Origin of the sequence: Microbulbifer magnicolonia, from assembly GCF_035117725.1 — a bacterium.
GTDB classification, from domain to species: domain Bacteria; phylum Pseudomonadota; class Gammaproteobacteria; order Pseudomonadales; family Cellvibrionaceae; genus Microbulbifer; species Microbulbifer magnicolonia.
The window spans coordinates 307,995-321,860 of sequence record NZ_JAYEFD010000003.1; the positions used below are offsets into that span (position 1 = coordinate 307,995).

Below are 13,866 nucleotides of genomic sequence, written 5' to 3' on the forward strand. Positions count from 1 at the left end.
ATGGCCGCCCGCCGCTCCTGCAGTGATCAAAGATCGCTAATTTCCTAGAACTGCCACTCCACACCGGCATAGGCAGACAAGGGCTCGCCGGGATGCAGAATCGCCGCGTCGACGGCGGCAATATCCCGCACGCTGTGCCGCGCAATATATTCCTTATCGGTCAAGTTTTTCATTTCGGCAAACACCCGCCACTTGGCCGCATTCAGCCCCGCGCGCAGGCCCCAGATGCCATAGCCGTCCACGGTGTAGGTATTGCTGAAATCCGCGTAGCGCTCGCCGACCACGTCCAGGGTCGGGCCGAAATAGAAACCGCTGCTGTGACGATATAAAAACTCGGCGCGCGCGGCATATTCGGGCGCGGCCGGCAACTGGTTGTCGCCGTAGACGGTGTCGTCGTCGAAGCGGAAATGGTTCAGGCTGAGGCTCAGCAGCGGCGCCAGGCTGAGCGCGCCGCTGTCGCCGATCGCGAAACTCGCGCTCACCAGCGCTTCGAGGCCGGCGTGCAGGCTGCGATCGATATTGCTGGAGAGGCTGGTACCCGGCGCATCGGGATCATCCACCGAGAGGATTTCATCGCGGATCTGCGCGTAGTACAGGGAGGCATCCCAGTTCCAGCTGCCGCCGTCGAACTCGCGCTGGCCGCGGCTGCCGACTTCCAGCACCTGTCCGTGCATGCCCTCCAGGGTCTCGTCGCTCGCGCTCACTTCGTCTTCCAACTGGTAGCTGGTGGGCGCCTCGAACAGGCGGCTGACATTCGCGAACAGGCTGCCGTTCTCGCCCAGGCTGTAGACGAACCCGAGGCGCGGATTAATCGAGGAATAATCGGCGCGGGGGTTGCGCAGTGTGCCGCTGGAAAGGTTCAGGTCGCGAATTTCCCGCTTGGCGGACACCAGCTGCGCGCCGGCGATTAGCGTCAAGTCGCTGTTCAGTTGCCAGCGGTCCATCGCGAAGGCTTCCAGGGTATTGGCGCTGTTGTCTATCTCGTTGCTCTGGCCATTGCGCTTGCCGCCGTCGTTGCGGTAGTTGCCGCCGGTGACCGAGTTGTCGCCGTAGTTGATGCCAAACAGCCAATTGTGCTCACCCACTGCGTGCTGGTAGCGCAACATGGCGCTGGCATCCCGCTGTTGGGTATCGATCAGCAGGCTGAACACCTCCACCAATTGGCCGCCGATCGGCACCATGATCTTGTCCACGATCGGGTGGTAGAGTTCCTGGTCCTCGTAGGCCAGGCCCATTTCCAGACTGCGGTTTTCATCGATTCTCCACACGGTCTTGTTGGCGAAACGGACCGTGTCTACGTTGTACTGGAAGTGGCCACTGATGGCATTGGGGCCGGCCTGATCCGGATCCGCCGCGATATGCTCACGCGACAGGGCGCCGGCCAGTTCCTGGTCGTTCTGAACCGCGGTGACATAGAACCGCGTATCGATTCCGCTACTCAAGCGCGCGCCGACATTGGCGTACAGGCCCTGGCGCGACTGCAGGTCGTGCTCGCGATAGCCATCCCGCTCCTTGCCCTCCAGAGTCACCAGCGCGTCGAGGGTTTCGCCGCTGGCCGCCGCAGTGGCGCGGGCCTGCAACAGACCGTGGCTGCCGCCACTCAGAGAAAGGGTCAGCGGTGCGCTATCGCGGCCGCTGGGGGAAATAAAATTCACCGCGCCACCCAAGGTGCTGGCGCCGTACTTCTGCGCGTTGGCGCCGCGCGCAAAGACGGCGTAGCGCGCGCTCAGTGGGTCGATCATGCGGTTGTGGTTGTTGCCGTCAGCGGCAGTGACCGGCAGCCCGTCCTGCAGCAGCTTTATGCCGTTCATGTCGTAGTCGACCGCGTCCAGATTGGAACCGCGGCTGGACATGAACACGCCATCGTTACCGGTAGCGCTCGCGGACCAGACGCCGGGCACATAGCGCAGCATATCCGCAAGGTTTGATACGCTGCCCTCGCGCACGCGCTCCATATCAATCAGGCTGACGCCGCCCGGCGTCAGTGCCACTTCCACACGCTCCACCTCCAGACTCGGGTTGGTGCCGGTGACCTCGACGGTTTCCAGCACCGCCGCTTCCTCGGCCTGAGCGCAGGCACAGGCCAGCGCCAGCAGACTGAATCCGGCGGAAACTCGGCTGGGCGCAGTGCGGGCGTGAAGATGTTTCCTTTCCATAGGTGTCCCCCGAAGCGATAAAAATTAATGGGCCGCAGTATAGAAACTCCGGCCCCGCGGGGTTTGCGGCAAATTGTCGCATCTGCGCGCAGGCGACTTTTTCCTATACTGGCGCACTCGAAAAACGATCCGTGTCCCAGGAAATTCCATGAGCCTCGACGCCGCCAAAAGCAATGCCAGCAACGGCTTTCGCCGGATCTGGCGCTGGCATTCCCGCGCCGGCATTCTGATCGCACCCGTTCTGCTGATCATGGTGATCACCGGCGGCATCTATCTGCTGGAGCCGCAAATAGAACGCGCGCTCTACCGCGATCTGCTGCAACTGCCACAGCCCTATGCCGGCGCGGTGGACCACGCGGCCCTGGCGCAACTGGTGCAGGACAGCTACCCGGTCGCCGGCTTTCGCCATTACCAGCCCGCGCAGAACCCCTCGGACAGCGCCCAGTTCCTGCTCGATACCCGCGACGGCAGGACCCTGACCGTGTTCGCGCACCCCGGCGAGCAGCGGCTGCTCGGCGATATAGACCAGAAATTCCGTCTCACCGATATCGCGATGCGCATTCACGGTGGCCTGATGGCCGGTGTCACCGGCGAGGTGATTGTCGAGCTGGTGGCCTGCTGGACGATTCTGATGGCGGTGTCCGGGCTCTATCTCTGGTGGCCGCGCACAAGCATCGCGAAAATCGGCCTGCGCGGCATTCTGCTGCCGCGCCTGCGCGGCGGGCGCGCGCTGCGCGATCTGCACGCGATTCCCGGCGCGCTGCTGGCGATCTGGATACTGGTGATCATCGCCACCGGCCTGCCCTGGTCGGTGGTCTGGGGCGGGCTGCTGAAGCAGGCCGGCGGCCTCGCGGGCGAAAACCTGCCGCGAGAGGTGTTTATCGCGCGCCCGCAATCCCGTGCGGGCGGCGGCGAGCCGCTGGATCTGAACGCGGTGATGGCGGTGGTGGAGGCGCAGTTATTCGCGCATCAGTATCGAGTGGACTACCCTTGGGGGCCGCAAGGCAGTTTTACTGTCTTTCCGATCCGCCGCGGCGGCGCCGCGCAGGACAGCGCCTACTTCTTTATCGATCAGTACTCGGGTGACCTGCTGCACGAGATCCGCTGGCCGGATATGGGGGCAGTGGGGCGCGCCACCACCATCGGTGTACAGCTGCACGAGGGAAGGTTGTTCGGCAGCGCAAACCAGATGCTGAATCTGCTCGCACTGATCGTGCTGGTCGCGATGACGGTAACCGGATGCCTGATGTGGTGGAAGCGCCGCGCCCGCGCGGCGCAGCCCCGGGTGGCGGGAGTCGAGGTACCGGCGGGCCTGAAAACACTGCTGATCGGGCTGGGTATATTGCTGCCGCTCGCGGGGCTCAGCATGCTGGCGATCTGGCTGTATGACCGGTGGCGTGTGCGCAAGGCGCAGCCGGAGTTAGTGACGCCCTAGTGGTCCAAGCGGTAAATTCAGTAACCGATCTCTTCGCCACAGGCCCCGGTGCGGCGTTGAAAAAGCTTGAATTAGCCCTGCTAGTCCTGCGCTTTTTCGCCTTGCCCCGGAGCCTGTGGCTGTGAGCTTTAGTTACCGAATTTACCGCTTGAACCACTAGCTGTAGGAGTCGTTGAGCGAGAGGCTCATCAGCACCGCATCCTCGCGCGCGCCTTCGTCGGCCGGGTAATAGTTCCTGCGCAGGCCGTCCTCGATAAATCCCAGCTTGCGATAGAGGCCGCGCGCCGGTGTGTTACCGACGCGCACATCCAGCAGCACGCGATTGATCTGCAACGGCAGCTGCGCCAGCAGCCGCGACAGGAGTGCCTCGGCTATTCCCCTGCGCCGCCACTCGGGCGCCACGGCGATATCGAGGATTTCCGCCGTGTCGAACAGTTGCGAGATAACGCAGCTGGCGATCGGCTGCCCCCCTTCCGTGCGCAGCAGCCAGCAGTCGTGGCCGGCATTCACGCTATCGAGGTATTGCCTTTCGCTCCAGGGATGGCGGTGAGCCAGATGCGCCAATTCCGCCAGAGCGGCGCAATCTGCGGTGGTGGCTCCGATAAGTCTGGCACCGGGGATGTTCAGGTCGCTGGCGGCGCGAGTCATTTGACCTGCGTATGTTCGGGGTAGGTCTCGCGCAGCAGCTGCCACAGGCTGCGCTTGCGCTGGGGTTCCTGCAGCAGTTGCGTCAGGCTCGGCATGGCAAGCACGCGCACGCCGTTCCAGTCGTTGACCGGCTTGGTCAGGGGCACGGGCGCACAGAAGTCCCGCGCCTGCCGCCCCATCAGCCAGATGGACTTCACCGGGCGGCGCGCGCTGGCGGCCTCCAGCCAGCTGGAACAGGTGTCCCTGGCCTCGGACGCATCCGCCGCGGGGCCGAAGCGGTTTTCCGCCAGCGGCCAGCGCAGGCGGTCCTGCTCGCGCGGCAGCTGGTGCCAGTTCAGCGCGCGGGCGATATTGTTGAACAGCGCCTCCACCGGCAGTGCGGCGCCGGGCTCGCGGCAGTCCACCGCCAGCAGCTCCCCGCCCAGCCACCAGCAACTGAGCACAAACGGCTGCACCTGCTGCTGTGGCGGCGCGACCTGGGTAACCGGCGCCTGAACAGCGGCTGCGACTTTCGTCTGCTGGGTGAGTTCGCCGATATCCCGCAGCACCGCGGCCTCGGTGGCCTTCACTTCAGGTGTCGCGGTTTCCGGCGCGGCGACCACTATCTGCGCGGCGGAGCGGGGCAGCGGGTTGGCGCCCGCCGGTATTTCCCCGGCGTGCGGCAGCGGGTTCTCCGCCGGCGGCAGCTGGGCCTGGCGCGGCGCGGGCGCGAGCGGCAGCACAAAGCGCGGCATATAGCTGGCCACGCCCAGGACTGACAGATATTCCGCTCGCTGCAGTTCGTTCACTTACACGCCCTTTTTCTTGCGTTCTCCGCTGGCGAGCAAGTTTAACGCATCCAGGTAGGCCTGTGCCGAGGCGACCAGAATATCCGTATCGGCGCCGACACCGTTGACCAGGCGGCCATCGCGCTCCAGGCGCACGGTCACCGTGCCCTGGGAGTCGGTGCCCTGGGTGACGGCGTTGACCGAGTAGAGCTTCAGCTCGGCCTTGCTGTCCGCGATCGACTCGATGGCCTTGAAGGTCGCGTCCACCGGGCCGCTGCCATAGGCCTCCGCGCGATGCGATTCACCTTCGATCAGCAGTCGTATATGCGCCTGCGGCATGGTGCCGCTCTTGCTCAGCACCTCGAGGTCCTCCAGTTGGAAGTGCTCCACCGGCGCTTCGGTGCCCGCCACCAGTGACTGCAGATCCTCGTCGAAGATCTCGTGCTTCTTGTCCGCCAGGTCCTTGAAGCGCTCGAAGATCAGCTGGAACTCGCCGGCGTCCTCGAAATGGATACCCAGCTCCTCGTAGCGCGCCCGCACCGCGGCGCGGCCGGAGTGCTTGCCGAGCACCAGGCGGTTGTGGCCCCAGCCCACGTCCTGGGCGCGCATGATTTCGTAGGTCTCGCGGTGCTTGAGTACGCCGTCCTGGTGAATGCCGGACTCGTGGGCAAACGCATTGGCGCCGACGATGGCCTTGTTCGGCTGCACCGGAAAACCGGTGATGGAGGACACCATGCGCGAAGTGGGCACTATGTGGGTGGCATCTATCTGGGTTTCCACCGGGTAGAGGTCGTGGCGGGTGCGCACCGCCATCACGATCTCCTCCAGCGACGCGTTGCCGGCGCGCTCGCCGAGGCCATTGATGGTGCACTCCACCTGGCGCACGCCGTTCAGCACGGCGGACAGGGAGTTGGCCACCGCCAGGCCCAGGTCGTTGTGACAGTGGGTGGAGAAAATGGCCCGGTCGGAGTTGGGCACATTTTCGATCACGCGCCTGAACATGGCGCCGTACTCGCCTGGCTCGCCGTAGCCGACCGTGTCGGGGATATTGATGGTGCCGGCGCCGGCGTTGATCACCGCCTCGATAATGCGGTACATGAACTCCGGCTCCGAGCGGCTGCCATCCTCGAGGGAGAATTCCACGTCGTCGGTAAACTGGCGCGCGGTCTTGACCGCCTCCACTGCCTGGCGCAGCACATCCTCCGGCTCCATCTGCAGCTTGTACTTCATATGGATCGGCGAGGTGGCGATAAAGGTGTGAATGCGGGAGGCGTTGGCATTTTTCAGCGCCTCACCGGCGCGGATGATGTCCGGGCCAACGGCGCGGGCCAGGCTGCATACGCGGGAATCCTTGACGGTTTCCGCGACGGCCTTTACCGCCTCGAAGTCGCCGGGGCTGGCGATGGCGAAGCCGGCTTCGATCACGTCCACGCGCATACGCTCCAGCATGCGCGCGATGCGAATCTTCTCGTCCTTGGTCATGGAGGCGCCGGGGCTTTGCTCGCCGTCGCGCAGAGTGGTATCAAAAATGACTAATTTATCTTTTTTTGTGCTCATTCTCGGCTCTTCTCCTAATCTCGCCCGAGGCTAAACAGCGGCCGCGCCGCTGTCTATGCGTCAAAAAAATACAGTGTGGAATCCTGCCGGAGGGTAACGGAATAAAATTATATGCCGCAGCGCGGCAGTCGCAGCGAGAAAGCTAGGGCGCGGTAGAGATGCCAGGAATTGAAATGTTCGGTGTGCATGGCAGTGTCGGCGCTGGGCTGGATTTTGCGCATTATGTGACCAGGGCCGCCAGAAGGTCAACAGCCATCCTAAATTTGGCGGACTATGCGATGACGCAAAGGATTCCCATCCTAAATTAGTGGACCAAAGAGCAGGCAGCTTCCGCACCAGGGGGAAACGGAAGCCGCCTCTGCCCTAGTCGACCGCCGCCGCAGCCTCCCCCTGCGGCACCAACGCTTCGACCAGGTGGCGGGTGTAGGCCACGCCGCCGGTATAGCGCGCCAGGTGGGTGGTATCCGCGAACATCTCCGGGGTGATGGAAGACGGGTGCTGGTGGTTCTGCATCACCAGGCCGGTCGCCGCTTCGATGCGCGCCACCGCGGCCGCCAGTCGCTGCTGTGCCGCCGGCGGATTGTGAATCCAGCCGGTGTTCTGGGGCAGCATCACCACTTCCACCCGGTCTGAGATCGCCTGAAAATTTTTCACGATGCGGATAAAGGCCTCCACCAGTTCCGGATCGAAATTCAGCTCGACGATGTCGGCGCTGTGTATGCGGCTCAGGCGGTCGTCGTCCAGCAGGTGCTCGGTCTGCAGTGTCGCGTAGTAGTCGTCAAACAGCGCCAGGGTTTCCGCGGAGCGCTCTTCCGGTATGGTGCCGCCCCCCTGCCAGCCGTAGTGCCAGTCTTCCCCCTGATAGTCTGGGTAGTCCTCCTCGAAGCGCTGCTCAAGAATCTTGTCCAGCTCGCTGCGCCGCATTTTCGCCGCTTCGTCTTCCGGGATTGCGGTGCGGGCGCGCGGCGGCGCCATCTGCTCGGCGATGAAGTAGCTGGTGAAGGCCTCGGCGGAGATGCCGTCGCGCAGGTAGCGGATATTGAACAGCCGCACGCCCTGTGCCGGATCACTCAGGGCGATATCGAGAAACTCCGCCGGCGTGCCGAGGATGGCGAGCATGGCCTCTTCTGCATCGCGGGCACCGTTGCGGCGGGTATGGGTGGCCTGGAAAGGATTGAATTCGATCAGCGCGATTTTCAGGCGGCGGTCGTCGCGCTCGAATTGCTCCCTGATCCTGCGCGACAGGTAATCCTGGAACAGCGGATTGAGACCGCCGAAGCCGAAATTGAAGGACTTTACCGGTGCGCCCCGCGCGGCCATCTCGCGATCGAACTGTCGCGGAGAGAAGCCGGCCTGCACCATCGACGAGCCGAAAAACATCACCAGATCCTGCGGCTCCCGAGTAATGCGCGGCAGCGCCGCCTGGGCCTGCAGCACCCGCCCGAAAACATTGTCCGCGGTGACATTGATCCCGTAGGTAAAAGTGCGCACCAGCAGCAGTGCCGCCCCCATACCCAGCAGTATGGTAAGCAATATGCGGGCGAACAGCGCGCGCTCAGAACTGGAAGTAGATGAACTCACTGCTCGGCTCCCCTATCAACAAACAAAGTGCCTGCACTGTGACCAGTGCCGGCCAGAATCCCCACGGCTTCTGCGCCAGCCGCTCGCCGTATTCCAGCACCCCGAAATCCACCAGGTGCATCACCAGCAGTGCCGCCGCGGTGAGCCCCAGCACCACTGCGGCGCCGTGCGAGGGCGACGGCAGCGCGGCGCCGAAACCGTGCAGCGCAACCAGCATCTGCCAGGCGCCCTCGAGGCTCGCCGCGCGGAACAGCACCCAGCCCAGCAATATCAGGTAAAAGGTCAGCGCCCACTTGAAGACGCGCACCCAGATTGATCGCGACTGTACGAAGGGCGCAAACAGCCGCAGTTCGCCCAGCTTGTGGGTCGCGCCGATCAAGGCACCGTGAAACGCGCCCCAGGCGACGAAGGTCCAGGCGGCGCCGTGCCAGAGGCCGCCCAGCAGCATGGTGATAAAGATGTTGCGGTAGCGGTTGCCCCGGCGGTTGCCGCCCAGCGGGATATAGAGATAGTCGCGCAGCCAGCTGGACAGGGAGATGTGCCAGCGGCGCCAGAAATCCACCGGCGACAGGGCGAAATAAGGCAGGCGGAAGTTCAGCGGAATCTGGAAACCGAGCAGCAGCGCCAGGCCGATGGCCATGTCGCTGTAGCCGGAGAAGTCGCCGTAGATCTGCCCGGCGAACGCCAGCACTCCGGTCCAGGACTCCATCAGGCTGACGCCCCCCGGGGCGTCAAACGCAGCGGCAGCCGGCCCGGCCAGCAGGTCTGCCATGGTCTTTTTCATCAGGCCGACGGTAATCAGCAGGAAACCGTGCTTGGCGTTGATCCAGGTGGGCAGGGGCAGCCGGTGGAACTGCGGCAGTATCTGCCGCGCGCGCAGGATGGGCCCCGCCACCAGCTGCGGGAAGAAGGCCAGCGCCGCGGTGAACTCCACCAGCCCCTTGCGCGGCTGCATATCGCCGCGATAGACGTCGATCGTGTAGCTCAGGCTCTGGAACGTATAGAAAGAGATACCCACCGGCAGTATCAGCTCGAGCGACGACAGCGACGGCTCATAGCCCAGTACCCGCAGCAGATCGGCCACCGAGCCGATGGCAAAGTCCGCGTACTTGAATAGCACCAGAATGCCCAGGTTCACCGCAATGGAGGCGCCGAGCAGCATTTTCCTGCGCCGCCCCGCCGGCGCCGCGGCGATGGCCTGGGCGAGGAAGTAGTCCACCACCGCACTGCCCACGAGCAGCGGAATAAAGGCGTAGTTCCAGGCGCCGTAGAACACCAGGCTGGCGACCAGGATGAAATAGACCCGCGGCCTCCGCTGCAGGAATACGAAGCCGTAGAACAGCAGGAAGACGATAAAGAAGGCCAAGAACAGCGGTGTATTGAAGATCATGGGAGTCCCGCCCTGTTTTTCTTATTTCCACTAGCGCGCCACTGGCCGGCGTGAGACCGCCCGCAGAAACAGCGCTACAGCGGTAGGATGCGGCGGGCGGCCAAGTTGGATGCAGCGAGCGCGATAAAATTTCGGCCCGCTGCATCGCGCGGCTGGAAACGGCGAAACTTCACCCAGCCGCGCCAAGTTTCTCCAGTAACTGCCACAGCTGGCGGCGCAACTGGTCCACTTCCTCCCGCGATACCGCGGACGATTCGAATTGCCCCTCAACCCAGGCTTGCGCACGCGGCTGCAGCGCGCGCCCGGCTTCGGTGACTGCCACCAGGGTGACCCGCTCATCCCGCGGGGCCCGCTTACGGCTCACCAGCCCGCGCTGCTCCAGGCGCTTGAGCAGCGGCGTCAGGGTACCGGAATCCAGCATCAGGCGCTGGCCGAGGGCACCGACACTGGTATCGACCTCCTCTCCCAGCTCGTCCCACTCCCACAGCACCAGCAGCACCAGGTACTGCGGATAGGTAATACCCAGGTCCTGCAGCATCGGCTGGTAGGCCCGGGTCATGGCTCGGGAAGCGGCGTAGAGGGCAAAGCAGAGCTGGCGGTTCAGCGCCAGCGGTCCATCGTTACAGGGCAACATCAGAGCAGCTGCTCGATTTCCACCTCCAGGGCTTCGGGCTTGTCCTTGGGTGCGAAGCGCTTCACCACCTGGCCGTCCCGGTTGACCAGGAACTTGGTGAAATTCCACTTGATGCCTTCGGTACCCAGGATACCCGGCGCCTGTTTCTTGAGTTCCACGAACAGCGGGTGGGCGGCGGGACCGTTCACTTCCAGCTTCGCGTATACGGGAAAACTGACTCCATAGTTCAACTCACAGAACTGCTGGATTTCCTCGTCACTGCCCGGTTCCTGCTTGCCGAACTGATTACAGGGAAAACCCAATACTGCCAGCCCGCGGTCCTTATATTTTTCGTGCAGCGCTTCCAACCCTTGGTACTGAGGCGTAAAGCCGCACTTGCTGGCAGTGTTGACGATCAGCAGGACCTTGCCTTTGTGCTCCTCCAGAGAGGTGGCAGTGCCATCAGCGGTCTGCAGCGGAATAGAATAGAGTTCGCTCATAGGGGTAGCTCCGGGTCATATTGATTTTGCACAATTGTATTGTGCACAATTTATATTGCAAGCTAATTGAACGAAAGAAGCATGGCCGCGGGCTTTATTATGAGAATAATTATCAATAATATTGTGCGCCTGTTTACCAACGCCTTTTGCGTCAACCGATAAGGACACCCCATGCGCACCTCTCTGCACCTGGTCCGCCTACTACTCGCGGTTCTCCTGCTCAACATACCCCCCGCATTGGCCGAGGGGCCGGGCCTCAGCGAACCGGAGCTGCGCCAATTGATGCAGATGGCCGAGTATATCGGTGTCGACTACTCGGAAGCCGTCGAAAACGGCGAGATCATCAACGGGGATGAATATGCCGAGATGGAGGAATTCGCCCAACTGCTGATCGACCGCGGGCAGCAGCTGTCGGCCTCGCCGGTGGCGGACAGCATCCGCGGCGAGGCCCAGGCATTGCAGGCGGCGATACAGCGCAAGGCCAGTCTCGCCGAGGTAAAGGTGCACACCGCCAAATTGCGCCAGGGGCTGCTTTCAATTGCGCCCGCCCTTTCACTGCCGCAGTCGCTGCTCAGCATCGAGGAGAGCCGCACCCTCTACCAGAGCCAGTGCATCGCCTGTCACGGCAATGCCGGTATGGGCGATGGTCCGCTGGCGGCGCAACTGGAGCCCCCGCCCACCAACTTTCACGACCGCGAGCGCGCGGAAAACCGCTCACTGCTGGGCCTCTATGATGCGATCAGCAATGGCATCGATGGCACTGCCATGACCGCGTTCAGCAGCCTCAACGACCAGCAGCGCTGGTCGCTGGCTTTCTATGTGGGCAGCCAGGCCTTCGTCGGCGAAGATGCCGACACATCGGAAAGTCCACTGAGCCTGCAGGACCTGGTCATGTACAGCCCCCAGGTACTGCGCAACGAGCGCCCGGAAATTCCGGCAGAAACCGTGGCCGCACTGCGCGCCGATCCGGCGCCGCTGTTTGCCAGGGAAGCCGTGCAAGAAGAAAAGCCCTTGGACACCGCCCGCAGTCAGCTGCAGAAGGCGCTGGCCGCCTATCGCCAGGGCGACTACGGCAGCGCGCGCACTCTCGCGATCAGCGCTTACCTCGACGGCTTCGAGCTGGCGGAAAGCTCGCTGGATTCCCGCGACGCGGAGCTGCGCAAGTCGATCGAGCGGGATCTGCTCGGCCTGCGCGCGCAGCTGAACGCCGACAGCGAGCCGCAACAGGTAGAGCAGCAGGTAAGCGCCATTCTGGCGCGCCTGGACCAGGCGCAGTCGCTACTGGAAGAATCCAACCTTTCCAATACTGCCCTGTTTATCGCCAGCCTGGTTATCCTACTCCGCGAAGGCCTGGAAGCCCTGCTGGTGGTCATCGCGCTGACCACCATCCTGATCAAGACTGGCCGCCGCGACGCGCTTAAGTATGTGCACTTCGGCTGGATCGGCGCTCTGACCGCCGGTTTCGCCACCTGGGTTGCCGCACAGGAACTGATCACCATCAGTGGCGCCAGCCGCGAGATGATGGAGGGCTTCGCCGCCCTGGCCGCCGCTGCGGTGCTCTTCTATGTGGGCTACTGGATGCACAGCAAGACCCACGCCCAGGAATGGCAGAAATATATCCAGCGCAATATCGATCACAGCCTGACGACCGGCACCCTGTGGGGGATCGCCGGCCTGTCCTTTATCGCTGTCTACCGGGAAGTCTTCGAAACCATCCTGTTTTATCAGTCCCTGCTGACCCAGGCCTCTGCCGGCCAGTACAGCGCCTTGTGGGGCGGTATTGCCGCTGCGGCCGCACTGCTGACCGTGATCGGCTGGGCGATGGTGCGCTACTCGGCGCGCCTGCCGATCGGCAAGTTCTTCTCCGCTACCACCTTCATTCTGCTGGCACTGTCCTTCGTGCTCGCCGGCAAGGCCGTGGCTGCGTTGCAGGAAGCCGCACTGATTGGCATCAGCCCGCTGCCGGTGAGCTTCTCCTTTGACTGGCTGGGTATCTATTCGACCTGGCAGGGTATCGGTCTACAGGCAGCGATCCTGGTCGCGGCCGCCTGGCTGTGGATTCGCGGACGCGGTGCTGAGTCCGGCGCGGCGCCGTCCGCGAAAGCACACGGCTAACCTCGGGACCATTACCGCAAAAATACCCCGCATCTGCGGGGTATTTTTTTTGCGCGAAGAAAATTCCCCTGTAACAGGGTCGCGAGCCACGGCGAAGGGAGGGCGCGGTCCTTTATATAGCTGCAACAGCATAAATCTGCGGTGTTACTCACAGATAGCCTGGACAGAGTTGTGCATAACTCCGGGATATCGCGTCTGGGCGCAGGGGTTATGCCATTGCGTGGAAGGCGTGCAAAAAAACGTCGGTGGATTTCTATGCCGCGAACGCAACGGGAAGTGTACGTATCCGTCGGTCGCTATGGCGCGCGGAATTGAGAGGGGAATTCTGTAGAGGGACCGCTGGGCGCGGTTGTGCTTTAACGCTGGTGCGGGAATTCACTGATTTTATTGGGCGTTGTTTAGCGCAACAGTTTCGTTGGGGCCCGATGATAGTCGAGGGCGGAGTCTGCGGTTGGATGCGTAGAGGTTATTGGCTTTTGCGTTGCCATTCCTGGCGTGGCTTCAGTGTGTTCGATCTCGCCCCGGCCCGGCCATGCTTGTTACGGCGTGGTGTTTACGGCGGGGATCGTGTGTTGAGTGCAGCAGTTTCGTTGTAATCCAGTGGTTGCTGGGAGTACGGTCTGCGGGTGTTTTTGCAGAGGCTTTTGGCGTTTGCGTTGCCATCCCTGGCGCGGCTTTAGTGTGTTCGATCAGGCCATGACCTACACTGGGTGCCGAGCTACGCTCGTCATCGCTGCGCGACGCCTTCGGCGCCCTAACCTTTGCACCTGCGGTGCATTGGTTTTCACATGGCAGCGCTTTGCGCTGCGAGGTAGTAACAGTAATTCACCGTATCCTAAATAAAAAAAGGGCCACCCGATGGGTGGCCCTTTCTTTTATTTAGAAGCCTGACAAACGGCAACGCCGTTTGGACTGCCAAAGGCAGCCCGGAGGGTGAGAGCCATTGGCTCGAATCACCATGACCTTTTCGCGAAGCGAAAACAGGTCATCGGCAGGCTGGAATGAAAAAAGCCCTGACCGCGAAGCGATCAGGGCTTTTGGAATAGAAGCCTGACGATGACCTACTCTCACATGGGGAGACCCCACACTACCATCGGCGATGTT

At 62.8% G+C, this 13,866-nt stretch carries 11 protein-coding genes; 2 read left to right on the plus strand and 9 right to left on the minus strand.

Going from position 1 to position 13,866, the window contains the following annotated elements; all coding sequences use genetic code 11:
* Positions 1-44 precede the first annotated feature (44 nt).
* Entirely contained in the window at positions 45-2,156 is a 2,112-nt protein-coding gene (locus tag RRF64_RS16210) for a TonB-dependent receptor family protein (protein ID WP_323846957.1), read from the minus strand.
* Between the two features lie 148 nt (positions 2,157-2,304).
* Here RRF64_RS16210 and RRF64_RS16215 point away from each other — a divergent pair, with 148 nt between their 5' ends.
* Entirely contained in the window at positions 2,305-3,591 is a 1,287-nt protein-coding gene (locus RRF64_RS16215) for a PepSY-associated TM helix domain-containing protein (RefSeq protein WP_323846958.1), read from the plus strand.
* Between the two features lie 156 nt (positions 3,592-3,747).
* Here the strand turns inward: RRF64_RS16215 and rimI are convergent, their stop codons facing one another.
* The 7 genes from rimI to RRF64_RS16250 form a co-directional block, all read right to left on the minus strand.
* Entirely contained in the window at positions 3,748-4,239 is a 492-nt protein-coding gene (gene rimI, locus RRF64_RS16220; protein WP_323846959.1) for a ribosomal protein S18-alanine N-acetyltransferase, read from the minus strand.
* On the minus strand, positions 4,236-5,027 hold the full coding sequence (locus RRF64_RS16225) for a hypothetical protein (RefSeq protein ID WP_323846960.1): 792 nt from the start codon (positions 5,025-5,027) through the stop codon (positions 4,236-4,238). The genes rimI and RRF64_RS16225 overlap by 4 nt, the downstream gene beginning before the upstream one ends.
* A complete protein-coding gene (locus tag RRF64_RS16230; RefSeq protein ID WP_323846961.1) occupies positions 5,028-6,563 on the minus strand; it encodes a 2-isopropylmalate synthase in 1,536 nt (511 codons plus the stop codon).
* 363 nt (positions 6,564-6,926) lie between these two features.
* Positions 6,927-8,144, minus strand: coding sequence for a hypothetical protein (locus RRF64_RS16235; RefSeq protein ID WP_323846962.1), 1,218 nt, complete (start codon positions 8,142-8,144; stop codon positions 6,927-6,929).
* Positions 8,119-9,534, minus strand: coding sequence for an MBOAT family O-acyltransferase (locus RRF64_RS16240; protein WP_323846963.1), 1,416 nt, complete (start codon positions 9,532-9,534; stop codon positions 8,119-8,121). The genes RRF64_RS16235 and RRF64_RS16240 overlap by 26 nt, the downstream gene beginning before the upstream one ends.
* Before the next feature lie 169 nt (positions 9,535-9,703).
* The gene (locus RRF64_RS16245; protein WP_323846964.1) at positions 9,704-10,168 is read right to left on the minus strand and encodes a MarR family winged helix-turn-helix transcriptional regulator; all 465 of its coding nucleotides are present in this window, start codon (positions 10,166-10,168) and stop codon (positions 9,704-9,706) included.
* On the minus strand, positions 10,168-10,647 hold the full coding sequence (locus tag RRF64_RS16250) for a glutathione peroxidase (RefSeq protein ID WP_323846965.1): 480 nt from the start codon (positions 10,645-10,647) through the stop codon (positions 10,168-10,170). The genes RRF64_RS16245 and RRF64_RS16250 overlap by 1 nt, the downstream gene beginning before the upstream one ends.
* A gap of 171 nt (positions 10,648-10,818) precedes the next feature.
* Between RRF64_RS16250 and RRF64_RS16255 the strand changes: the two genes are divergently transcribed.
* Positions 10,819-12,762, plus strand: coding sequence for a cytochrome c/FTR1 family iron permease (locus RRF64_RS16255; RefSeq protein WP_323846966.1), 1,944 nt, complete (start codon positions 10,819-10,821; stop codon positions 12,760-12,762).
* Positions 12,763-13,641: 879 nt separating this feature from the next.
* Here RRF64_RS16255 and RRF64_RS16260 read toward each other — a convergent pair.
* Positions 13,642-13,866, minus strand: a 225-nt coding sequence (locus tag RRF64_RS16260; RefSeq protein ID WP_323846967.1) for a hypothetical protein, incomplete at its 5' end; no start/stop codon positions are given.

Excerpts from the sequence above, each read along its gene's own strand:
- RRF64_RS16250 (WP_323846965.1), bottom strand. The coding sequence starts at position 10,647 with ATGAGCGAACTCTATTCTATTCCGCTGCAGACCGCTGATGGCACTGCC.
- rimI (WP_323846959.1), bottom strand. The coding sequence starts at position 4,239 with ATGACTCGCGCCGCCAGCGACCTGAACATCCCCGGTGCCAGACTTATC.
- RRF64_RS16210 (WP_323846957.1), bottom strand. The coding sequence starts at position 2,156 with ATGGAAAGGAAACATCTTCACGCCCGCACTGCGCCCAGCCGAGTTTCC.
- RRF64_RS16240 (WP_323846963.1), bottom strand. The coding sequence starts at position 9,534 with ATGATCTTCAATACACCGCTGTTCTTGGCCTTCTTTATCGTCTTCCTG.
- RRF64_RS16230 (WP_323846961.1), bottom strand. The coding sequence starts at position 6,563 with ATGAGCACAAAAAAAGATAAATTAGTCATTTTTGATACCACTCTGCGC.
- RRF64_RS16215 (WP_323846958.1), top strand. The coding sequence starts at position 2,305 with ATGAGCCTCGACGCCGCCAAAAGCAATGCCAGCAACGGCTTTCGCCGG.
- RRF64_RS16255 (WP_323846966.1), top strand. The coding sequence starts at position 10,819 with ATGCGCACCTCTCTGCACCTGGTCCGCCTACTACTCGCGGTTCTCCTG.
- RRF64_RS16245 (WP_323846964.1), bottom strand. The coding sequence starts at position 10,168 with ATGTTGCCCTGTAACGATGGACCGCTGGCGCTGAACCGCCAGCTCTGC.